Origin of the sequence: Thiorhodovibrio litoralis (assembly GCF_033954455.1) — a bacterium.
Lineage (GTDB): Bacteria > Pseudomonadota > Gammaproteobacteria > Chromatiales > Chromatiaceae > Thiorhodovibrio > Thiorhodovibrio litoralis.
In genome coordinates, this window is the sequence record NZ_CP121473.1 from 3,435,582 (window position 1) to 3,456,993 (window position 21,412).

Genomic DNA, 21,412 nt, shown 5'->3' on the forward strand with positions numbered 1-21,412 from the left:
TGGGGGGTTCAGAATCCGAGTGAATCCGCGTGCAAAAGTGCGGCACAGGTCGCTCGGCTCCCCGGTGCAGATCCCATTCGTGGCGGAAAGCACCTGGGGCATTTGCCCCGCTGCCGGAGCATTTGCACCATCCAGCGCTGCCGGGTCCGGCTGTCTTTAAGCTTCGGGCTTCCGACACAAACTCGCCTGCCCTGGCGCGATCTTTGCTTGTCCTCCGAGCATGGACCGGCCCACCGCCGGTCGCCATCCAGGGGATTTTCACATGCGCGCTTTCTCGTATGTCGTCTCGCGCCTGCTCGCGCACATGCAGCCGACCGTCTTCCTCGGTTCGGCGGCACTTGTGTTGGGTTTTGTCAGCTTCGGCACCGCTTGGCCGGATGCGGCACAAAGCGCCTTCGGCGCCGTTCAGCGCGGGATCATCGCCAACTTTGGCTGGCTCTATATTCTCGGTGCCACGGGGTTGTTGGTCTTTGTACTGGGGCTGTTGATCAGTCCCTATCGCCACATTCGCCTCGGCGGCGACCAGACCGAGCCGGAGTTCGGTTATCTTGCCTGGTTCGCCATGCTGTTTAGCGCCGGCATGGGCACCGGGCTGGTGTTCTGGGGCGTGGCCGAACCGCTGACCCACTGGAGCCAGCCGCCGTTTGCGCCCGACCCGGCGGAAGGCGCGCTGCGCGAGGCGATGCGCCTGACCTATTTCCACTGGGGGCTGCATCCCTGGGCGATTTACATTGTTTTTGGGCTGTCGCTGGCCTATTTTCATTTTCGCCATGAACTACCGTTGGCACCGCGTTCGCTGCTTTACCCGCTGATCGGCGCGCGCATTCACGGTCCCATTGGGCATGGGGTGGATATCCTCGCAACGGTAGGCACCCTGTTCGGCGTGGCCACCTCGCTGGGGCTGGGGGCGATGCAGATCAATGCCGGCCTGGAGCAGGCCGCCGGCATCGCATCGAGCACGGGGGTACAGGTCGGTCTGATTGCCTTGATCACTGGCATCGCGACGCTGTCGGTGGTCAGTGGCGTGCAGCATGGCATTCGCTGGCTGTCGCTCTTCAACCTGGCCTTGGCCGGCTTGCTGATGGGCTTCGTGTTGGTGTTCGGCCCGACCGTGTTTCAGATCAAGCTGCTCATTTCCTCCACCGGTGCCTACTTGCAGGAGCTGATCGACACCAGCCTATGGCTGGAGCTGCGCCCGGACACCGACCCGGACAGTCGCTGGCAGACGGATTGGACGCTGTTCTATTGGAGCTGGTGGATTTCCTGGTCGCCCTTTGTCGGGGTATTCGTGGCGCGCATTTCGCGCGGGCGCACCATCGGTGAGTTCATACTGGCGGTGCTACTGGTACCGGTGGCGGTGACCTTTCTGTGGTTCGCGGTCTTTGGCGGCACGGCGCTTTATCAGCAGGTGCAGGGCGGTGCCGAACTGGCTGAAGTGGTGGTGGAGGATGCCGCCGCCGGGTTGCATGCCTTGCTGGGCACCCTGCCCTTGAGCGCCATCACCTCTGTGCTGGCGACCCTGATGGTGGTGGTGTTTTTTGTTACCTCCTCGGATTCGGGTTCGCTGGTGGATGACATGGTCACCTCGGGTGGCGATCCGCATCCGCCACGCGCGCAGCGGGTGTTTTGGGCGATGGCCGAAGGGCTGGTCGCCGCCACGCTGCTGCTGGCCGGCGGTCTCCAAGCGTTGCGCACCGCCTCCCTGACCTCGGGGCTGCCGATGACGGTGCTGCTGCTGGTCACGGCCTGGGGGCTGTTGCGTGCTCTGCGGGCGGACGCGGCGGCACGCGGGATTCCGAGCAAGTCGGCACTGCGCGCAGACTGATGCCATGCGCCGAGCCTATCTGATTCTCTCGCGGGTGCTCTATGCTTTTGCCAGTCTGGCGCTGACCAGCATCAGCCTGGCCTTGATCGCGGTGGCGGCGGTGGATGTCTGGGAGGCACTGCTCGCCGGCAGCAGCCTCAAGCCCTCAATGCTTGATGGCATCGGCCTGGTGGTGGTCGCGCTAGCGGTGTTCGATGTGGCGAAGTATCTGATGGAAGAGGAAGTCCTGCGCAACCGCGAACTGCGCTCAGCCTCGGAGGCACGCGAGACCCTGACCAAGTTTCTGGTGATCATTGTGATTGCGGTCAGTCTGGAAGCCTTGGTGTTTATCCTGGGCGCGGCGAATGAGAGTCTGAGCCTGCTGATCTATCCGTCTATCCTGCTGGCCACCGCAGCCGCCCTGGTGGCAGCCCTGGCGCTGTATCTGCGCTTGAGCAGTTCGGCGGAGGAACGGCTGCCGCGAACCTGAGCACGCCCGCCTAGAACAAAGAACATTTGACCTGATGCCAGCCGGCTGATCGCGCGGTGCCACGCACAGCACCGCGTCCTCAGCCCTCACGCATCCATGACTTTTGGCTTTATGCCAGATCAAACCGATCCGCGTTCATTACCTTCAGATGACCTGATCTCGGCCTGCCGATAGTTTTTGACCTGGCTGGTGAAAAATATCACTGAATCAGCCGGGTAGGAGTCTGCGGACGGGCCATTCCGGGCGAAAGCTCACAGCGGCGCCGGATTTTGCGAAGATACCCCCGCGGCGCAGCGGAGTATGCCGCCCCCCCCGATTCCACTTCGCCAAGGTCCAAACCGATGCCACAGATTCAGTGAGCCTGAGCAGACTATTTGCGGGAATCGGCCGCGATTCTGAGCAAATTCAGTGAGGGAAAACAAAAAACCCCCTCAAACAACTTGACGCAAGTTGTCCGAGAGGGCTGTCTCCGAATTTCGCCAAAAACCAGGAGACAGTCCCAGTGTGTCACGCCTTTCTTGCCGACACGAACTTTTACCAACTGCTCACCCGGATCGACGAGTCGATTGCCGAGGAAGTCCGCGCGGGCGGCTGTGACTGCGGTGGTGCGTTGCACAGCGCCCGTTATCCGCGTAAGCCCCGAGGTGTGCGTGGCGTCTTGGATGAGAGCTACCAGAGCCGTCTGAGTTTCTGCTGCGCCGCGGACGGGTGCCGGCGGCGCAGCACCCCGCCTTCCGTTCGGTTTCTGGGCCGCAAGGTCTATCTCGGGGTCATCGTCGTGCTGATTTCGGCCCTGCATGACGGACTGAGCGCATCGCGTCGCCGGCGCTTGATCAAGACGCTTGGTGTCACCGTCCAAACCCTGCGGCGGTGGCAGCACTGGTGGCGTGAGCAGTTTGTGCAAACCCGCTGCTTTCGATCCTTGGCTGGTCTGTTGATGCCGCCGATCGCCACCGAGCACCTGCCAGGATCCCTGCTGGAAAAATTGAGCGCAAAAGCGTTGTCCGAGCGCGTCGTGCAACTGCTGATATTGATCGCCCCGAGCACGACAGCGACAGGCTTGCTGTAGGGCAACGCCAACCCGCAGAAGACCTCATCGCGCCGCTGGGCGGCGCCTTCTAGACTCCCGGTGATGTGTGAAACAACTGGGAGGTGAAGACGAATGTCCGATGACAACGGCCTCGGTGATCCCGATGGTTGGGCGCGGTTGCGCTTTGCCATTATTGGTCCTTTATTGGCTGATCCTGCGCCGGCGAACGCGCTGGGCGCGCGGCTGAAGGCGCTGGCGGCCAAGTCATGGCGTCATCCGGTGACTGGGCGGGCGGTCAGTTTTAGCTTTGGGACCTTGGAGCGCTGGTATTACCTCGCACGCGATGCCCAAGACCCGGTGACCGCACTGCGCCCGCGCCGGCGCAGCGATGCCGGGGAGCAGCGCGCGCTGAGTCCGCGCCTGATGGATGCGGTGCAAGCCCAGTACCGCGACTACCCCGGTTGGACGGTGCAGCTGCATTACGACAACCTCGCCGCCTTGTGCGCGGGCGATGAAACCCTGGGGCCGCTGCCCTCCTATGCCACCGTGCGCCGCTTCATGAAGCGCGCGGGCCTGCACCGCCGGCGTGTCCCGGCGCGCAAGACACCCGGGGCCGAGCAGGCCGCGCGGCGCCTGGAGGCCTGCGAGGTGCGCAGCTATGAAGCCCAGTATGTCCATGCCTTGTGGCATCTGGACTTTCATCATGGCTCGCGCAACGTCCTCACCCGGGGTGGCGTCTGGGTCAAGCCCCTGCTGCTGGCGGTCATCGACGATCACTCGCGCCTGATCTGCCATCTGCAGTGGTACCTCGATGAGACCACCGAGACCTTGGTGCATGGTCTGGGACAGGCGTTGCACAAGCGCGGGCTGCCGCGCGCCCTGATGAGCGATAACGGCGCGGCAATGCAGGCCGAGGAGTTCACCGCCGGATTGCATGCGCTGGGCATCCTCCACGAGCCGACCCTGCCGTACAGCCCGTATCAGAACGCCAAGCAGGAGCGCTTCTGGGCCACGCTGGAAGGCCGCCTGATGGCGATGCTTAAGGGGCTGGAGGAGCTGAGCCTGCAGCGGCTCAACACCCTCACTCAGGCGTGGGTGGAGCAGGAGTACCACCGCAAGGTCCACAGTGAGACCGCCGCCACGCCGCTTGCGCGTCTTCTCGATGCGCCCAACGTGGGGCGCCCCTGTCCGGACAGCGAGCAGGTCCGCGCCGCTTTTCGTTGTCGCGTCCAACGCCGTCAGCGCCGCAGCGATGGGACGCTCAGCCTGGCGGGCAAGCGCTTCGAGGTGCCGGCGCGCTTGCGTCACCTTGAGCAACTGCATATCGCTTATGCCCGCTGGGATCTGAGTGCTGTGGACGTGGTTGATCCCCACTCGGGCGCCATCCTCTGCCGCCTCTATCCCCTCGATAAAGCCGCCAATGCCTCCGGGCAGCGTCGGCGCCTTGAGCCCGCCGGCGCACCGCCACCGCCATCACAACGCGCCACGACGCTGCCACCGTTGCTGCGCGACTTGCTCGCCGAGTATGCCGCCACCGGTCTGCCGCCGGCCTATCTGCCAAAACACGATGACCTGGAATCCAGTCGATGAACAAGACCCTGCTGGCCCTCTATGGACTGAAGTTCAATCCGTTCTCCCCGGAGCTGCCGACGGCGGCACTGCATCGCAGCGCGCCGGTGGAGCAGTTTTGCTGGCGCATCGAGCAGAGCCTGATCCGCGAAGGCGGTTTTGCGCTCATTCAAGGTGATCCGGGTACCGGCAAGAGTGCGGTACTGCGCCTGCTCGATGAGCGTCTGCGCCAGCTGCCCGATATCAGCGTTGGGGCGCTCACGCATCCCAGCTCGAAGGTGGCGGACTTCTACCGCGAGATGGGCGATCTGTTCGCCGTTGACCTCAAGCCCCATAACCGCTGGGGTGGCTTCAAGATCCTGCGCGAGCGCTGGCTGGCGCATCTGGAGACGACGCTGTTGCGCCCGGTGTTGCTCATCGACGAGGCGCAGGAGATGCATCCGACGGTGCTCAATGAGCTGCGTCTGCTGACCTCCATGCAGTTCGATTCGCGCACGTTGTTGAGCGTGATCCTGGCCGGTGATGGCCGTCTGGCGACCAAGCTGCGTCGTGAGGAGCTGCTGCCGCTGGGCAGTCGTATCCGCACGCGCTTGAGTATGGAGTATGCCAGTCGCGAGGCGCTGGTCGCCTGCCTGGAGCATTTGCAACACAGTGCCGGCAATGCGAGTCTGATGAGCGCAGGGCTGATGAAGACGCTCGCTGAGCATGCGTTGGGCAATTATCGCGTGCTCACGACCATGGCGGCAGAATTGCTGGCTCATGCCGCTCGGCTCGAACGTGCGCAGCTCGATGAGCAACTCTACCTCGAGGTGTTTGGTTCAGCGCCGGGCAACGCCCGCCAACGCCCGAGTGCCAGGGCGGGCGCCTGATGAGCCGCTTGAGCGCTGAGCGCCCGCACCAGGCAATGACAGCGGCAAGACACACCGCCGTGATGCTTGAGGCATGGCAGGACGCTGGCATCGTGCGTGCCGATTTGGCGGTGCGCACCGCCAAGGCGACGATGCTGTGGTTCCATGATCGCTCTTTGGATCAGCTTCCGTTGGGGCTGGCCAGAGCGCGCAATGTCCAACAGGCCGATATTTATATCCGTCCAGCCCGCGGCTATCCCTGGCCAATGGTGTTTCTCGATGATGTCGCACGGCCGATGGCGCAGCGCATCGCTCGGCACTATGCGGCCCTGGTGGTGCAGACTTCGACGCTCGGGGGCTGCCACCTGTGGCTACGGCTGACCCGCGCGCTCGATGAGGCGCAGCGCTGTGATGTGCAGCGTTGGCTGATCCCGCGCGTTGGCGCCGATCCGGGCTCGGTCTCCGGTGAGCACCTCGGTCGGCTCGCCGGGATGAAGAATGCCAAGCGTGGCGGGGAGTGGGTCAATGTCCTTCGGCGACCAAGCCCGCAGGAGCGCGTCTGGGATCCAACTCCGGCCTTGCCAACGATGGCTCCGGCTCCGCCGCCAGTCGTCAACTGCGCTCCACGGGCGCGCTTATCCACCGGGGATCCGTCCGAATCCGCCCGCGAATGGGGCTGGGTCTGCGGCGCTCTTGAGGCGGGCCTTGCACCGACCACGGTCTACCAGCGCTTGCTCGAGCGCGCGTCCCCGCGTCGCGGAGCCGATGCCGAGCGCTATGCCCGCTACACCCTCGCTCGCGCCATTCGCCAGAGCGCTAGAGGCAACTGAACCCGCTGCGTCTCTCCCCCCTCAGGGGGGGAGCGTGGTTCACGATTCCGGCTTCCCGCTGTCGGCCAGTAACGGCCCCCGTGATCCCACACGCATTCCATGTCCTTCAAATGGCTTGGAAATGGGTCCCGCAATTATCGTGATTACGCTCAATTCAGCTGCCGTTGTTTCCTCATGGGGTGACGCCCATCACCGACGTGTTAGCGTTTAGCAAAGACAACGGTCGGGTGACCTATTTCAATGGCAGCATGCCGGTCTTTATCCATGACGAAGACGACATCGCCTCCTTTCGCATGATCACCGCGCAGTTCTGCATCAATGGCAATGCCACCCAAGCGCAGATCATACGTGCTTTTGGCGTGTCGAAGATCAGCCTCAAGCGGGCGGTCAAGCGCTATCGTAGCGAAGGGCCTAAGGGGTTCTACCAACCGCAGAAGCGCCGCGGACCGGCGGTGTTAACACCGGCGGTACTGGCCGAAGCCCAGCAGCTGCTCGACGAAGGTCTCGAACCCTCGCAGGTGGCTGAGCGCTTAGGCGTCAAGCCCGACACCTTCTCCAAAGCCATCCGCGCGGGACGCCTGCACCGAGCAGAAAAAAAAACACTGCTACAACCACAGCGCTATGCAGCAAAAGCGCGCGCTCCAGCGCTGACCAAGCCGCCCCGATGGGCATGGGGGCAAGCGATGTCGAGGGCCGCCTCGCCGCCAGCTTCGGCGAGCTCGACGCGGTAGCACCGGACTTTGCCCCGGCGCTCGACGTGCCCAATGGCGGGCTGCTCTGTGCGTTGCCGGCCTTTCTGGCGGTGGGGCTGCTCGATCATCTCGAGGGCCATTTGGAGTTGCCCAAAGGCTACTACGGCCTCGATAGCCTGTTGCTGCTGCTTGGCTTCATGGCCTTGGCCCGGCTGCCCTTCATCGAATCCTTGCGCTACAGCGCGCCGGGTGAATGGGGCAAACTGCTGGGATTGGATCGGATTCCGGAGGTGCGCACTCTGCGCACCAAGATTCAGCTGTTATCCCAGGGCGATGGCCCGGCTCAGTGGAGTGCGGCGCTGTGCGAGCAATGGATGGCCGACGCACCGGATCAAGCCGGCGTGCTCTATATCGACGGCCATGTGCGCGTCTACCATGGCGGCCAAACGAAACTGCCACGTCACTATGTCGCCCGCGAGCGGCTGTGCCTGCGTGCCACCACCGACTATTGGGTCAATGCCATGGACGGCCAGCCCTTCTTTGTCGTCAATCAGGTGGTCGATCCGGGGCTAATCCAGGTCATCGAGCAGGAGATTGTCCCGCATCTGCAACAGGCGCTGCCGGATCAGATCACCGCCGCGCCGCCCGGCGCCGATCCGCTACGCCATCGCTTCACCCTGGTCTTCGACCGCGAAGGCTATTCACCGGACTTCTTCAAACGGATGAAAGCGCTGCGCATTGCCTGTTTGACCTATCACAAATTCCCCGGCGCCCCCTGGCCCGAGGATGAATTTGCCGCCACTCGGGTGCGTTTGGCCAGCGGTGAGTGGGTGACCATGGATCTGGCCGAGCGGGGCACGCGCCTGAGCAATGATCTGTGGGTGCGAGAGCTGCGCAAACTGACCGAACGCGGCCATCAGACCGCGATTCTCAGCACCGACTATCGCAGCGACGGCGCTCCACTGGCGGCAGCCATGTTCGCGCGCTGGTCGCAGGAAAACTTCTTCAAGTATGCCCGCCAACACTTCTCCCTGGATCGCCTGGTGGACTATCGTACCGAGGACATTTCCGACCCCCTACGGGTGGTCAACCCTGACTACCGCCAGCTCGACGCCCAGGTCCGCTCAGCCACCGGCAAGCTCACCCGGCGTCTGGCGCGCTTCGGGGAGATGACGCTCGATGAGACCATCGAGCCTGAGCATGTCGAGCCCTTTGTGCGCAAGAAGGCGGCACTGCAGGAGGAGATCGAAACGCTGCAACAGGACCTCAAGACGCTCAAGGCGCAGCGCAAGGAGACCCCACAGCACATCACTGTCGAGGAGTTACCCGAAGAAGCGCGCTTTCGCCAGCTCTCCACCCACAGCAAGCAACTCATCGATACGGTGAAGATGATTGCCTACCGCGCTGAGACGGCGATGGCCAATAGCCTACGCGAGCATTTGACGCGCCCCGATGAGGCGCGCGCCTTGCTGCGCGCGCTCTATACCACTGCAGCCGATCTGCTCCCCGATCCCGAGACGGGCACATTGACAGTACGGCTGCATCATTCGGCCAACGCGGCGAATGATCGGGTGATCGCAAAACTCTGCGAGGAGCTCAATGAGACTGCGACGGTTTTTCCGCGCACCAATCTGCGCTTGGTGCTGAAATTGGGTTCAATGTAAATTCCCTGAGATCAGGTCATCTGACCTTGGTCTAGGCGGCGACGAAATCGCGCACGAACTTCTCCTGATTGTCATCCTGGGCATAGACCTCGGCATAGGCGCGCAGGATGGCATTGGAGCCAAACACCAGATCGACCCGCGTCGCCGTCCATTGGACCGCATCGGTCTGGCGATCACGGATCTCATAGAGGTTGTCGTCCGCCGGCTCCCAGCGGTAGGCCATGTCGGTCAGGTTGACGAAGAAGTCGTTGGTTAAGGCGCCCTCCCGCTCGGTGAAGACGCCATCCTTGGTACCGCCATGATTGGTCCCCAACACCCGCAGTCCGCCGACCAGCACGGTCATCTCCGGGGCTGTCAGTCCCATCAACTGGGTGCGGTCGAGCATGAGTTCCTCGGCACTGACGGCATAGTCCTGTTTCAGCCAATTGCGATAGCCGTCGTGGATGGGTTCAAGCGGCTCAAAGGACTCGGCATCGGTCATCTCCTCGGTGGCATCGCCGCGTCCGGGGGCAAAGGGGACATTGATCGGGCAGCCCGCCGCTTGGGCGGCCTGCTCGATGCCAAGATTGCCGGCCAGGACGATGACATCGGCCAGACTGGCGCCCGCCTCGGCGGCGATGGGTTCCAGCACGTCCAGCACCTTGGCAAGACGGGCGGGTTCGTTGCCTTCCCAGTCCTTCTGCGGCGCCAGACGAATGCGCGCGCCATTGGCTCCGCCGCGCATGTCGGAGCCGCGGAACGTTCGGGCACTATCCCAAGCGGTGGCGACCCGCTCGCCAATGCTCAGTCCACTGGCGGCAATTCGGGCCTTGACGGCCTCGACATCATAGTCGCTGCGCCCCGCCGGGATGGGATCCTGCCAGATCAGGTCTTCCTTCGGCACCCAGGGGCCGAGATAGCGCGTCTTGGGTCCCATGTCACGATGGGTCAGCTTGAACCAGGCGCGTGCGAAAACTTCCGAAAGGTACTCGGGGTCTTGGTGGAAGCGCTCGGCGATTTCCCGATAGACCGGGTCCATCTTCATGGCCATGTCGGCATCGGTCATGATCGGGTTGCAGCGGATCGAGGGGTTCTCGACATCGACCGGCTTGTCTTCTTCCTTGATGTCGACCGGCTCCCACTGCCAAGCGCCGGCCGTACTCTTGTTCAGCGTCCACTCGTGATTGAGTAGCATGGCGAAGTAGCCGTTATCCCACTGCGTGGGCCGGGTGGTCCAGGCGCCTTCGATGCCGCTGCCCATGGTATCGCGGCCGATGCCGCGCTGGGTCTTGTTGAGCCAGCCGAGGCCCTGATCCTCGACATCAGCCGCTTCCGGATCCGTCCCGAGCAGTGCCTCCTGGCCGTTGCCATGGCACTTGCCGACGGTATGGCCACCGGCGGTCAGGGCGACGGTCTCCTCGTCATCCATCGCCATGCGCGCGAAGGTCTCGCGCACATCGACGGCGGTCTTGAGCGGATCGGGCTGGCCGTCGACGCCCTCCGGGTTGACGTAGATGAGGCCCATCATCACCGCAGCCAGCGGGTTCTCCAGCTCACGCTCACCGGAGTAGCGGCTGCCCTCGCTGTCGCTCGGTGCCAGCCACTCCTGCTCCGCGCCCCAGTAGGTGCCTTTCTCGGGGTGTCAGATGTCCTCGCGGCCAAAGCCGAAGCCGAGCGGCCAATCGTTTGGGTCAATCGTTCGCTTCGCTGAAACCGATTGCGGTTGTCAGGTTCGGCGATCCCTTCACGGGCGGCCCACTCAACTGGGTCGGATCGGTTCACATGCACCGAAAATGGGGTTTATGCACCAGTGCTGCGATCCCTGTTCGGTGCCCCAATTCGACCCGGACACCTTCAGCCAAGGTCAGTCTCAGGGACATGCCTGGATCAGCGGTGGAATTGGTCCCCATGAGCGTGAACTGCTCAGCCAGCACTTGGGGCAGGGCATGCTTCCTAGTTACGCATTGTTTTCTTCGCAAGCCGGGCGCTGTGCTTATCCGGGAACATCAAGAGCTGGCATGCGGCTTGCTTGACCAAGCCCAAGGGCCAAAACTGAGTTGATTGCCGAGTGCGGGCCGCGCCTGTTTGTCCGTATTCATGGCCTTGGCCTTGGTCCTATAAGGCGTATGGCGTCGTAACTCAACAAGTGAGGTGAAACATGAATTGGGATGAAGTCAAGGGTAAATGGACTGAAATGAAAGGGCATGTGAAGGATCGCTGGGCCGACCTGACCGACGACGACCTTTTGGCCGTCGAGGGCGAGCGAGACAAGCTCGTCGGGAAGATCCAACACCGTTACGGCGTGACCAAGGAAGAGGCGGAGCGCCAAGTCGAGGAATATGAAAAAAGCTGAATGTGTCGGCGGGCGTTGCGGCGTCCGCCGTCACGCTCGTCGCGGACAACGAACCTCATCTGAATATGGAGGTCAGGCGAGCGCTCGCGCGTTGGCGATGGGTTTCGGTCGGTTCGGTGTTTGCCGTCGTGCTTTGGTTGGCGGCATCCACGCTCTTCTCGTTTTATGTCTCCCAATTCGGCACCTACAACGCGACCTACGGGTCAATTGGCGCTGTCATCGGCCTGAAGGATTCGGAGGTGCGTCTTGATCGCCATCTTGTCCCTGCTGTTGGTTGTCACCCTGTCGATTCTCATCACCCGCATTGCCGCCATCGCGTTGCGTCATACCGGGCTTGCGCGTCAGAGCGCCCGGTTCCAGGCTCGGTCGGCCTTTTCCGGGGCGGGCTTTACCACCACCGAGTCGGAACAGGTGGTCAACCATCCCGTGCGTCGCCGCATCGTGCTGACCCTCATGCTGCTCGGCAACGCCGGGATCGTCACCGCCGTGTCTTCCTTGATGCTGGCTTTCGTCGGGGGCGGAGATGCCGAGGGCATGGCCTTGTGGATCAAGGTGGTCTTGTTGGTTACTGGTCTGGTGTTGCTCTGGGCTTTTGCCTCCAGTCAGTGGGTCGATCGACTGTTGTCAGGTATCGTCGATCGGGCGCTGAGGCGCTTCACCCATATCGATGTTTCCGACTACGAAGGTCTGTTGCATCTGGCCGGCGACTACAAGATCGTCGAGCTTGCCGTCGAGGATGGTAGCTGGCTCGATGGCCAGCCGCTGCGCGCGTTGCGTCCGGCTGAGGAAGGCATACTGGTGCTCGGGCTCGCCAAGTTCAACGGCGAATGGTTTGGCACGCCGGGAGGCGACACCGTGGCACAGAGTGGGGACCAGTTGATCGTTTATGGTCGTACGGAGACGATTCGCAAACTGGAGGCGCGGCGTGCCGGTGACGACTGGGCGCACGCCGAGGCGGTCGACGAGCAGCGCCGCATTGCCGGCGCCGAGCGCAGGGATGCCGAGCACGACGGGGCGGAAACAAGATGAGGAACCTACAAGGACGAAATCGACGTCGACGACCTGGGTCATAAGGGGCTGAAGCGGCACGCGCGCTCAGACGAGCACACGGAGTCATGGAGGGCGACGCGGAACGGCGCATTCTCGCGTCCATCGTCCCGCAACTCTTCGTGGCCGATAGCGTGCGCTTCGCCGAAACGGTCGCTCGCCGCGTCTATCGCGACCACGCGCTCTTCAAGAAGGATCATGCGCTGGGGGCCTTTCAGTTCACCCACTGATCGGGTCGGCTATACGGGGCGCCAACGATCATGATCGACCCATCCGTGTCTCCATTCCGTCTCCTGACGTCTCAGAGGAACGGTGTCAACAGACGGGATCCACGGATTTTGATCCAGTCCAGTCTGGATTCTGGTCGCAGATCCTGAGGCCGTAGTTCCGTGGCGTTTTCCAGATCGGCGAGGAAATGCTGTTCGAGACACTGGGCAATGGTTTCGTCGCGGATGATCAGGGCAACCTCGTCATTGAGGGTCATCGAGCGATTGTCGATGTTGAAGGTGCCGACGGTCGCCCAGCAGGCGTCGGCGACGAAGGTCTTGGCGTGCATCATCCCCGGCTGGTAGGCGTAGATGCGCACGCCGGCATCCATGAGTTGTCGATAGATGGCGCGTCCAGCGTGCCAGACCAGGGGTTGATTGGTGTTACGCCCCGGCGTCAGGACACGCACGTCGACCCCTCTGTCCACCGCGTTCATCAAGAGCCAGCGCATGCCGTGGGTCGGTACGAAATAGGCGTTGGCGATGTAGATGCGCTCGCGCGCTGAGGTAATCGCCAGAAAGAAGAAGCGTTCGGCGTTGGTGCTGCCCAGCGACGGTGAGCAGGCCATGATGCCTGCGGCCTGAGGTTCGTCCACGGGTGGCATGCGGTCGAAAGGGGAGATAGTGTTGCCGATCAAAAGATCGCCGGTTGCCTCCGCCCAGTTGTTGGAAAAGGCGACCTGCAACTGCATCGCCGCGGGTCCGGCGATCCGCACATTGGTATCCCGCCACTGGTCTTGCGCGCGTCCGTTGCCGAGCCATTGATCGGCGATCCCGAAGCCGCCGGTGAAGCCGATGCGGCCGTCGATGACGATGGCGCGCATGTGCATGCGCTGTTGGAACTTGTACGCCTCCTTGAGTCGCAGGGGTCGGTAGATGGCGACCTCCGCGCCGGCGGCGATCAGGCGTTTCCGATAGCTCCTAGGCATCTGTACGGCGCCGATAGCATCGAGCAGCACCAACACCTGGACGCCCGCCTGGGCGCGCTCGCTGAGGGCGCGCAGCAGCGTGTCGGCGACCTGGCCGGGATTGACCTCGTAGACGTGCACGCAGATGACGTGTTTGGAGTCCTTGATCGCGTCCCAGATGCGCGGAAAGGTCTGGTCGCCGTTGAACAACACCTCGATCTCGTTGCCCCCGACGACCTGGACGGACGTCAGCAGGCCGAGGTGGATGTTGAACTTGTCCTCGCGCGCGTCGAGGACATCCTGCTCGCCGCCGAGCGTGCGCATGCGTCGGATGGCGGTTGTGCGCGTCAGATAAGCGAGCAGCATGCCGAGTAAGGCCGCCAGGAACAGAAGGCCGAGGATGGTCAGCATGGCGCAAGCCTCGGTGTCGCGGAATCGAAGGGGCCGTCAATCACGGTCGGGCATGCGTGTTGACGGCGTCGATTTGCTCGTTGAGGGTCCAGTAGTCATAGAGGTAGCCGACCAGGAAGAGTCCGCCGGTGAGCAGCCAGAGGAGTCCGGTGACCCATTTGCCGAGATAGAAGCGGTGCACGCCGAACAGGCCGAGGAAGGTCAGCAGGATCCAGCTCAGGTTGTAGCCTTTGGGGCCGCCGACGAAGCGTCGGTCCGCTTGACGGTTCATGCTCGGTATTAGGAAGAGGTCGATGATCCAACCGATGAACAGCAGCCCCAAGGTCAGGAACCAGAGGGTGCCCGTCACCGGTTTGCCGAAGTAGAACCGATGGGCGCCGAGGAATCCGAAGATCCACAGCAGATACCCCATGAACGTCGAGTGAGTGTCGTCGGTGCGCTCTAACATCGTCGTCTCCGTAGGTGATTGTTCCGAAGCAACGCGGCCACTGTGAAGTGCTCGACGCGCGCGGTGAAATGATCGTCGAGTCTATCGACCGCCTCCGGCCAAGGAAAGCGAAGCGAAGACCGGTAACCCTGAAGGCGTTGGGCGCTGGCTGGAATGCCAGACCGGTGCCGGCCGCGAGCCGTGAGGCAAAGCGCTCGGCGAAATCAGGGTGGGTGTTGAGTCCGCTGCCGACGGCCGTGCCGCCCTGCGCGAGCCTGAGCAGGCGTCGCTCGACGTCGTTCCAGCGCTCGGCGTCGGCGGCAATTTGGGCCGCCCAGCCCGATAGCTCCTGCCCGAGGGTGATGGGTACCGCATCCATCAGATGGGTGCGACCGGTTTTGACGACCGAATCGAGCACCCACGCGCGGGTCTCGATTGCATGCTGGTGTGATTATCCCCTCAGCCCGGCCCGCCGCTAGCGGCGGCTGCAGATGGACCGGGAGCGCGCTGGGTTTAATGGAATTTGGACTTCGCGGACTTCAGTGCCTCGCCCAAGGCGTCGGCAGCGTGGCTGGCACCGTCACGGATGTCCTGCCAGGCGTCTCCGCTCGAGTCGCGTAACTCCGAGAGCCGTGACGATGCATCGGCCTGTTTTTCCTTCAGCGTCGAGAGGTATTCGTCGTACTTTACCTTGGCATCGGCACTGGCGATCTTCGCTTTGGCCTCAAGCTCTTCGATCTCGGCGCTCCATTGGTCGAGCTTGGATTTCATCTGCTCCACATAGGCTTCTCGTTCTTGCTCATTCATTTGAATGCTCCGTTGTCATGGTTGGAAAAAGCAGTGAATGTCTTGCAAAGACCAAGCCAGCATCGCCGGGCTTCAGCAGGGGCCCCGATGCTGATCAGGCGACGCCCGATGACGCCGGCGAAGGGTGCCTCGATACGCCGGTCGTCGAGATCTCGCTGGACGCATGCGGTCGCTTTGCCTTCCTTCTTGTGGGTGTTTTCAGTGAAGGAGTATTTGCCCCGGTGAAACAGCCGAGGCGGGTGAAATGCACCCAGGGAAGGGTGCGCACACGTGAAGAAATTTACTTCACCAAAATGTTTAGGGGATAGGCGCCGCGTCCGGGTCTCCTTTGATCTCAACGTTGCCCTTCTCCACTTGGTCGTTGATGACATCAATGGCAGTGAATGTGCTCGCGGGCTTCCCGTTGGGCGCGACGGTGCTGCAACCCAAACTCAGACCGCCGAGGGTGACAAAAGCAAGCAATACCCAATAGAAAGGTGTTTTTCTCTTCACGAGATACTCCTTTTTTCAACGGCTCGGAGGCGCCATGAATTCCGGTCCCACGGGGTCGATGACATGCTCGAGACGCCGATCGCGCGAATTTCACCTGCTCGGTCGAGCAGCGGGATCATCCTCGTCGCGACGCAACGACTCGGCCTCAATGAAGATGCGCTTGATCTCCGGGTGGTGTTCTCGGATGCTGCGTTCCAGCCGGTCCACCACGCCCATGATCGTCTCCGACGGCAGGCCGGAACGGAACCGGACATCGAGATTCAGCAGAACCTCATCGGGGCCAAGATGCATGGTCAGCGGCCGGCCAGCCTCGACCACGTCCGCGTCCGCGCGGGCGATCTGGCGAATGCTCTCGATCACCTCTGGATCGGCCGCTTCGCCGATCAGCAGGCTGCGGCTCTCGTAGGCAAGGAGGAGCGCGACGCCGGACAGGGTCACGCCAATCAGCATGGAGGCAACGCCATCCCAGACCGGATTGCCCGTGATCTCGGTGAGATAGACGCCGGCCAGGGCGAACAGCAGTCCCGCCAGCGCGGCGGAGTCCTCGAAGATCACGGTGACCGTGGTGGGGTCTTTGGCGGCGCGCAGCGCCTGCCAGAGACGCTTGTCCTTGACCGTGGGTAGGAATTCCCGGAGCGCAATCGTCCAAGAGGTGCCCTCGGCAATCAGCGCGATGGCGATCACTCCATAGTTCCACATGACATTGCCGCGCTCCTCTGAGGCATGGCCGTGATATGGGTCAACCCCTCGAAGAAGGTCAGTCCACCGCCGATACCAAAGAGCGCGACGGCGACGATCAGGCTCCAGAAGTAGAGCTCCTTGCCATAGCCGAAGGGATGCGCCTGGTCCGGCTGGTGTCCGGAACGCTTCATGCCGTAGAGGAGCAGCCCCTCGTTGGCGGTATCGACCAGCGAATGGATGCACTCCGAGAACATCGCTGAGCTGCCGGTGAATAGGGCCGCGATGCCCTTGGCGAGGGCGATCACGCCGTTTGCCGCCATGGCGCCGTAAACGGCGATGGGTGTTTCCTGTTTGTTCGCAACAGATGACGCGCTCATTGTCTTTCCCTCGTGAGGTGTCGGTGGGGTGCGATCCTTTGATTCCAGAAAGCTTGGGCGAACCCGCAGGGTGATTGCTGGAGACGACCCGCCGAATCGCAATACGCAAATTTCGCTCCAGGAACTTGGTTTGGCGCAAAAGGCGGCAAGGACATCGGTTTTCGGTTGTACTAATTAGCCTTGCAGCGAGACGCCCACCTTCATGACTGTCGCCACCTTCGGACCAGATGGCGCCCCTTGTCGGTGGATTTGCCCCGGCCGGGGCTCAAAAGAACCGTCCGATCGCCCGTGGCTCAGGTACTGTCCCACCTGTTCCTTCAAACCGCCGGAATCAGCGCGCTTGGCCCATGACTTGCTGGCGTTCTGTGACTTGCTCGCTCGCGGCCAGCCGGCGCTTGGTTGTTCTCGCCGTGGTGGTGCGGAGCTGATCGCAGCGACCCCGTCCGCGAACTGAGCAGATGTTGTCTAGGAGACTACTATGTTTTTCAAGCAGTTCTATCTAGAAAGCCTCGGCCATGCATCCTATTTCGTCGGCTCGGAGGAAACCGGCGAGGCCTTCGCGCTCGACGTGCGCCGCGACGTTGGCACCTACTTTCAGACCGCGCGCGAGCAGGGCATGCGGATTCGCTATGCCTGTGATACCCATCAGCACAACGACTATCTGACCGGAATCTGCGAGCTTCCCGAGCGGGGCGACATCGAACTTCTTGCGGGTGCCCGTGCGGAGCTCGGTTACAGGGTGACGCCGATGGACGACGGGCAACGTCTGGAGATGGGGGAGGTGTCGATCGAATTCCTGCATACGCCTGGACATACACCGGAGCACATCAGTCTTGTCCTCACCGATCGTTCGCGCGGTGACGAACCCGCCATCTTCTTCTCCGGCGGCGCGCTCCTGGTTGGGGATCTAGCCAGACCGGATTTGCTCGGTGGCCCGGAGGAGGCGCGGCGCAGCGCGGAGACCTTCTGCAAAACGCTTCAGAGCAAGGTGTTGACCTTGCCTGACTTCGTTGAGGTCTATCCAACCCATGTTGCGGGTTCGCTCTGCGGTGGGAACATCGGCAGCCGCCTCTCGACCACAGTGGGCTACGAGCGGCGCATGAACCAGCTCCTAGCGCGACTCTCGGACGTCGATGGTTTTGTTGAACGGTGTATGAATCTGACCGATCTGCCCTCGGTTCCTCCCTACTGGCCGCGTATGCGCAAGCTCAACAGTGAGGGGCCGCCCCTCCTTGGAGTGCTGGCTGATCCGCCCCCGCTCGGCGTGGATGAGTTCGATCGGCTGCGGCACGACGACGTCACCGTGCTCGACTGCCGTTCGCCCGAGGCCTTCACCGCGCATATTCCAGGCGCGCTCAACGTCGGCATCGGGACCTCCTTTGCGACCTGGGCCGGGAGTGTGGTGCCCGATGACCGGCCGATCGTTCTGGTGCTCGAACAGCCGAGCGATCTGTGGGATGTCTGCTGGCAGCTGCTGCGGATCGGTTACAAGCTCCCCGTCGGCTGGCTCGCGGGTGGCATGTTTGCTTGGCGCACGGCGGGGATGCCAATCGATATCCTGCCGCAATGGACCGTTTGGGAACTGCGCGAGCAGATCGAGAAGACGCGCGACCTCCTGGTGCTGGACGTCCGTCAGCCGGCGGAATGGAGCGCGGGACGTATCCCGGAAGCCGTCCATATCACGGGCGCTGAGATTACCCGGCGTGCCGATGAGATCCCCAAGAATCAGCCGGTCGCGGTGGTGTGCGGCAGTGGCTTCCGATCCTCGGTCGCCGCGAGTGTCCTCAAGCACCGTGGCCACAAAGCGGTCTTCAATGTGCTCGGAGGCATGACCGGCTGGCAGGCGGAATCACTGCCGGTTGCGCGCTAGGGAGCAGCCGGCTGGATGTCTAGAGGCCGCGTGTGCAGGACGAATCTTCGGCCTTAACGAAGGAGGTATCGAATATGACCTTGATCCAAACCATGAGAACGCAATTCACGACACTGGATCCGGAGTGCAAGCTGTCGCAGGCCGCCGAGATGATGAGCCGGTCCGGCCACTGGCTCCTGCCGGTCTGTATCGGGACACGTCTGGTTGGCAGTCTCTCTCTGCTCAATGTAGCCATCTATTGCCGTGTTGATGACACCGAGCGCGGCGCCAAGACAGTTGCCGACGCCATGACGCAGAATCCGCTCAGTTGCGGCATGGAAACCAGCTTGGAGGACGTGCGGAGTCTGATCTGCCGTCATCGGCAGCCGGCGATCTGTGTGACGAACGCTGACGGTGATGTGGTTGGCATGATCGGCGCTTTCGAGGTCATTGAGGCATTGACGGCGCCCCAGGCATTTTCTGGGCCGGAACCGGAGCAGGTGCGTCGGGTACGCGGCAATGCCTAAATGGCCGCCTGTGGCCTGACGCATCCCGCCGATCTGCAGCCCCACCACCTGGCGATACGGACCGGGGCTGCGAAGACCAAGCCGTTGGATGAGCTGCAGCACTTTTTGCCGGAAGGGATTCTGCTCGAGGATCCGCAGAGCACGCAGTATGCCGAATTCTGGGAAGCGGCCGACCCAGACACCTTCGCGCCCCGGATCGATCTGACCGAACGGCGCGTCTCCATCGACACGCGCAACACGGTATTGTTCACATGAGTACGAGCGTATCCGAAGTTATCATCGACACCTTGTTCCAGGCCGGCACGCGGCGCTGCTATGGCATCGTTGGCGACACCATCAATCATTTCATCGACGCGGTCCGCCGCTCCGATTTGGAGTGGGTGCATGTGCGCCACGAGGAGGTTGGCGGCTTGGCCGCCGGGGGTGAATCCTATATGACCGGGGAGCTGTCTGCCTGCGCCGGCACCTGCGGTCCGGGCAGCCTGCACTTTCTCAACGGCATCTTCGAGAGCCACCGCAACGGTGCACCGGTCGTGCTGATCGCCTCGAACGTCGATCGACACGAGGAGGGGCTGGGCTTTCCCCAAGAGGTCGATCAGAAGAGACTCTACGAACAATGTTCGGTGTTCTGCGAGCGGATCGCCCACCCGGACCAGGCGCGCCGCATCACCGCGCAGGCGGCCCAGGCCGCGTTAGCACGGCGGGGTGTCGCGGTGGTGATCGTCAATGGCGATCTGTTGCAGGAAAAATGTGCCGACAGTCTGCCCTGGACGGTGAATCGCGCGGCCCCGGTGATCATCCCGTCAACGGATGAGCTGGAGGCGATCGCCGAGGCCATCGATGGCGCCGCTCGCATCACGCTATACGTCGGTATCGGTGCGCGCGGCGCGCGCGAGCGGCTGATCGCGTTCGCCGACCGGATCAAGGCGCCCATCGTCCATACGACGCGCTCGAAGGAATTTGTCGAGCCCGACAACCCATACAACGTCGGGATGACCGGTATCCTGGGCAATCGGGCAGGCATGGAGGCGGTCGCCGATTGCGACCTGCTGCTGGCGCTCGGCACCGATTTCGCCTACACGCAGTTCTATCCGGATGGGGCGCGCATCATCCAGGTCGACATCGACCCGACGCGGTTGGGACGGCGCACTCCGGTCGAGATCGGCGTGGTCGGCGATGTGGGGGCGACGCTCGACGCCCTGAGCGAGAGGGTCGCCCCGCGCGACAACGACGCGCATCTGCAACAGGCGCTGGATCAGTGGCGGCGGGACCAGGAAGAGTACCGCGCGCGCGGCGCCGAACAGGATCCGGATCTCATCCATCCGCAGCAGTTGACCCAGGTGCTGGATCGGCTGGCCGCGCCGGACGCGATCTTCACGGCCGACGGCGGATCGCCGATGGTCTGGCTGCTGCGCCATCTGAGTGCCAACGGTCACCGACGCTTTCTGACCAGTCTGTTGCACGGCACCATGGCCAATGCCTACCCGCAAGCCATCGGCATTCAGAAGGCGTACCCGGACCGACAGGTGATCGCCCTGTGCGGCGACGGCGGTATGACCATGCTGATGGGGGATCTGTTGACCCTGGTGCAGGAGCGCCTGCCGGTGAAACTGCTGGTGTTCAACAACGGCTCGCTGGGCTTCGTCGAGATGGAGCAGCGCGTCGAGGGTTTGCTCGATGCCTACACCGAGCTGAAGAATCCGGACTTCGGCAAGGTGGCCGAGGCGTGCGGACTCTACGGTGCGCGGGTGGACCGGGCGGATCGTTTGGAGGAGGCATTGGCATCATGGCTGGCGCACGACGGGCCGGCCCTGCTCGATGTGGCGGTGAACCGCTTCGAGCTGGTCATGCCCCCTAAAATCGAGGCCGGTCAGGTCGCCTCGACCGCGCTGTTCGGCCTCAAGGCGGTGCTCAACGGCCGCACCGACGAGGTGGTGGATCTGCTGAAGAGCAACTTCGTCAAGTAGGCCGTCGCGCCCGAAACGAAGACCTGGCACGCTGGCTGCATGTCTGATGTCCAAGGGCCATTGCTGAATCGATTGTTGCGCGCAGACCGCGCCCATCGATCCACGATGCCCGAGCCAAAGTGCCGACAGGCGAAGCGTCGCGGCTGGATCGTTGCCGGGGTCTAGCCCTAATGTTTCTCATTGTTGCCTTGATCGCCGGTGCGCTCGGTCTGACCGGTATCGCGGGAGCTGCGTCCAACATTGCCTGGATACTTTTTGTGGTCGGCCTCGTCGTCACCGTGGTGTTTTTGGTGCTCGGGCGTAGACCACCCACAGTCTGAGCGATTGCGAGAACGCAACCCAGGATCCGGCCGTTGACCGCTCGTTGCTCTTTGCGCGGTCTCCGGTCCTTATT

At 62.8% G+C, this 21,412-nt stretch carries 22 protein-coding genes and 3 pseudogenes; 17 read left to right on the plus strand and 8 right to left on the minus strand.

Translation table 11 applies throughout. The annotated features are described in order from the left end of the window. The first annotated feature begins 262 nt into the window (after positions 1 to 262). From Thiosp_RS15340 to Thiosp_RS15375, 8 genes are all read left to right on the plus strand, one after another. The gene (locus Thiosp_RS15340; protein WP_201065428.1) at positions 263 to 1,825 is read left to right on the plus strand and encodes a BCCT family transporter; all 1,563 of its coding nucleotides are present in this window, start codon (positions 263 to 265) and stop codon (positions 1,823 to 1,825) included. Positions 1,826 to 1,829: 4 nt separating this feature from the next. Beyond that, a complete protein-coding gene (locus Thiosp_RS15345; RefSeq protein ID WP_201065425.1) occupies positions 1,830 to 2,294 on the plus strand; it encodes a hypothetical protein in 465 nt (154 codons plus the stop codon). A gap of 502 nt (positions 2,295 to 2,796) precedes the next feature. Continuing rightward, complete coding sequence (locus tag Thiosp_RS15350; protein ID WP_323696520.1) at positions 2,797 to 3,363, plus strand: hypothetical protein; 567 nt, start codon at positions 2,797 to 2,799, stop codon at positions 3,361 to 3,363. A 93-nt stretch (positions 3,364 to 3,456) separates the two neighbouring features. Continuing rightward, positions 3,457 to 4,914 (plus strand): DDE-type integrase/transposase/recombinase, encoded by a 1,458-nt coding sequence (locus tag Thiosp_RS15355; RefSeq protein ID WP_323696521.1) that lies wholly within the window; start codon positions 3,457 to 3,459, stop codon positions 4,912 to 4,914. After that, complete coding sequence (locus Thiosp_RS15360; protein ID WP_323696522.1) at positions 4,911 to 5,762, plus strand: ExeA family protein; 852 nt, start codon at positions 4,911 to 4,913, stop codon at positions 5,760 to 5,762. The genes Thiosp_RS15355 and Thiosp_RS15360 overlap by 4 nt, the downstream gene beginning before the upstream one ends. Beyond that, positions 5,762 to 6,571 carry a DNA-primase RepB domain-containing protein gene (locus tag Thiosp_RS15365; RefSeq protein ID WP_323696523.1) on the plus strand — a complete coding sequence of 270 codons (810 nt, stop codon included), beginning with the start codon at positions 5,762 to 5,764 and terminating at the stop codon, positions 6,569 to 6,571. Before Thiosp_RS15360 ends, Thiosp_RS15365 begins: the two co-directional genes overlap by 1 nt. Positions 6,572 to 6,750: 179 nt before the next feature. After that, a complete protein-coding gene (locus Thiosp_RS15370) occupies positions 6,751 to 7,302 on the plus strand; it encodes a helix-turn-helix domain-containing protein (protein ID WP_201069339.1) in 552 nt (183 codons plus the stop codon). After that, entirely contained in the window at positions 7,242 to 8,927 is a 1,686-nt protein-coding gene (locus Thiosp_RS15375; RefSeq protein WP_201069340.1) for a putative transposase, read from the plus strand. The genes Thiosp_RS15370 and Thiosp_RS15375 overlap by 61 nt, the downstream gene beginning before the upstream one ends. A 31-nt stretch (positions 8,928 to 8,958) precedes the next feature. Here Thiosp_RS15375 and katG read toward each other — a convergent pair. After that, a pseudogene (gene katG, locus Thiosp_RS15380) lies at positions 8,959 to 10,578 on the minus strand (catalase/peroxidase HPI); the annotation flags it as partial. Between the two features lie 486 nt (positions 10,579 to 11,064). On the opposite strand from katG, the gene Thiosp_RS15385 reads away from it, so the two are divergent. The 4 genes and pseudogenes from Thiosp_RS15385 to Thiosp_RS15400 all read left to right on the plus strand — a co-directional run bounded on the left by Thiosp_RS15385 (position 11,065) and on the right by Thiosp_RS15400 (position 12,536). Further along, positions 11,065 to 11,259: a CsbD family protein gene (locus tag Thiosp_RS15385; RefSeq protein WP_201067184.1), complete on the plus strand. Its 195-nt coding sequence runs from the start codon at positions 11,065 to 11,067 to the stop codon at positions 11,257 to 11,259. 65 nt (positions 11,260 to 11,324) lie between these two features. Continuing rightward, positions 11,325 to 11,426 (plus strand): annotated as a pseudogene (locus tag Thiosp_RS15390) (hypothetical protein); the annotation flags it as partial. 79 nt (positions 11,427 to 11,505) lie between these two features. Next, complete coding sequence (locus Thiosp_RS15395; RefSeq protein ID WP_201067182.1) at positions 11,506 to 12,288, plus strand: TrkA C-terminal domain-containing protein; 783 nt, start codon at positions 11,506 to 11,508, stop codon at positions 12,286 to 12,288. Positions 12,289 to 12,374: 86 nt separating this feature from the next. Beyond that, positions 12,375 to 12,536, plus strand: a complete 162-nt coding sequence (locus Thiosp_RS15400; protein WP_201067180.1) for a hypothetical protein — start codon at positions 12,375 to 12,377, stop codon at positions 12,534 to 12,536. 71 nt (positions 12,537 to 12,607) lie between these two features. On the opposite strand, the gene Thiosp_RS15405 is transcribed toward Thiosp_RS15400, so the two are convergent. The 7 genes and pseudogenes from Thiosp_RS15405 to Thiosp_RS15435 form a co-directional block, all read right to left on the minus strand. Continuing rightward, entirely contained in the window at positions 12,608 to 13,891 is a 1,284-nt protein-coding gene (locus Thiosp_RS15405) for a phospholipase D-like domain-containing protein (protein WP_201067179.1), read from the minus strand. Between the two features lie 40 nt (positions 13,892 to 13,931). Next, positions 13,932 to 14,339 carry a TM2 domain-containing protein gene (locus Thiosp_RS15410; RefSeq protein ID WP_323696524.1) on the minus strand — a complete coding sequence of 136 codons (408 nt, stop codon included), beginning with the start codon at positions 14,337 to 14,339 and terminating at the stop codon, positions 13,932 to 13,934. Positions 14,340 to 14,520: 181 nt separating this feature from the next. After that, positions 14,521 to 14,736 (minus strand): annotated as a pseudogene (locus tag Thiosp_RS15415) (lyase family protein); the annotation flags it as partial. A gap of 95 nt (positions 14,737 to 14,831) precedes the next feature. Further along, a complete protein-coding gene (locus Thiosp_RS15420; protein WP_201067177.1) occupies positions 14,832 to 15,125 on the minus strand; it encodes a sll1863 family stress response protein in 294 nt (97 codons plus the stop codon). A gap of 297 nt (positions 15,126 to 15,422) precedes the next feature. After that, positions 15,423 to 15,617 (minus strand): hypothetical protein, encoded by a 195-nt coding sequence (locus Thiosp_RS15425; RefSeq protein ID WP_201067176.1) that lies wholly within the window; start codon positions 15,615 to 15,617, stop codon positions 15,423 to 15,425. 90 nt (positions 15,618 to 15,707) lie between these two features. Further along, the gene (locus Thiosp_RS15430; RefSeq protein ID WP_323696525.1) at positions 15,708 to 16,301 is read right to left on the minus strand and encodes a cation diffusion facilitator family transporter; all 594 of its coding nucleotides are present in this window, start codon (positions 16,299 to 16,301) and stop codon (positions 15,708 to 15,710) included. After that, positions 16,298 to 16,675 carry a cation diffusion facilitator family transporter gene (locus Thiosp_RS15435; protein WP_274607936.1) on the minus strand — a complete coding sequence of 126 codons (378 nt, stop codon included), beginning with the start codon at positions 16,673 to 16,675 and terminating at the stop codon, positions 16,298 to 16,300. The genes Thiosp_RS15430 and Thiosp_RS15435 overlap by 4 nt, the downstream gene beginning before the upstream one ends. Positions 16,676 to 17,153: 478 nt before the next feature. On the opposite strand from Thiosp_RS15435, the gene Thiosp_RS15440 reads away from it, so the two are divergent. From Thiosp_RS15440 to Thiosp_RS15460, 5 genes are all read left to right on the plus strand, one after another. Continuing rightward, complete coding sequence (locus Thiosp_RS15440; RefSeq protein ID WP_201067175.1) at positions 17,154 to 18,545, plus strand: MBL fold metallo-hydrolase; 1,392 nt, start codon at positions 17,154 to 17,156, stop codon at positions 18,543 to 18,545. A gap of 74 nt (positions 18,546 to 18,619) precedes the next feature. Further along, positions 18,620 to 19,051, plus strand: a complete 432-nt coding sequence (locus Thiosp_RS15445; RefSeq protein WP_323696526.1) for a CBS domain-containing protein — start codon at positions 18,620 to 18,622, stop codon at positions 19,049 to 19,051. Next, positions 19,052 to 19,306, plus strand: a complete 255-nt coding sequence (locus Thiosp_RS15450; RefSeq protein ID WP_201067172.1) for a hypothetical protein — start codon at positions 19,052 to 19,054, stop codon at positions 19,304 to 19,306. Further along, positions 19,303 to 21,018, plus strand: a complete 1,716-nt coding sequence (locus tag Thiosp_RS15455; protein ID WP_201067170.1) for a thiamine pyrophosphate-dependent enzyme — start codon at positions 19,303 to 19,305, stop codon at positions 21,016 to 21,018. Before Thiosp_RS15450 ends, Thiosp_RS15455 begins: the two co-directional genes overlap by 4 nt. A gap of 170 nt (positions 21,019 to 21,188) precedes the next feature. After that, positions 21,189 to 21,338 (plus strand): DUF1328 family protein, encoded by a 150-nt coding sequence (locus Thiosp_RS15460; RefSeq protein WP_201067168.1) that lies wholly within the window; start codon positions 21,189 to 21,191, stop codon positions 21,336 to 21,338. Positions 21,339 to 21,412 lie beyond the last annotated feature (74 nt).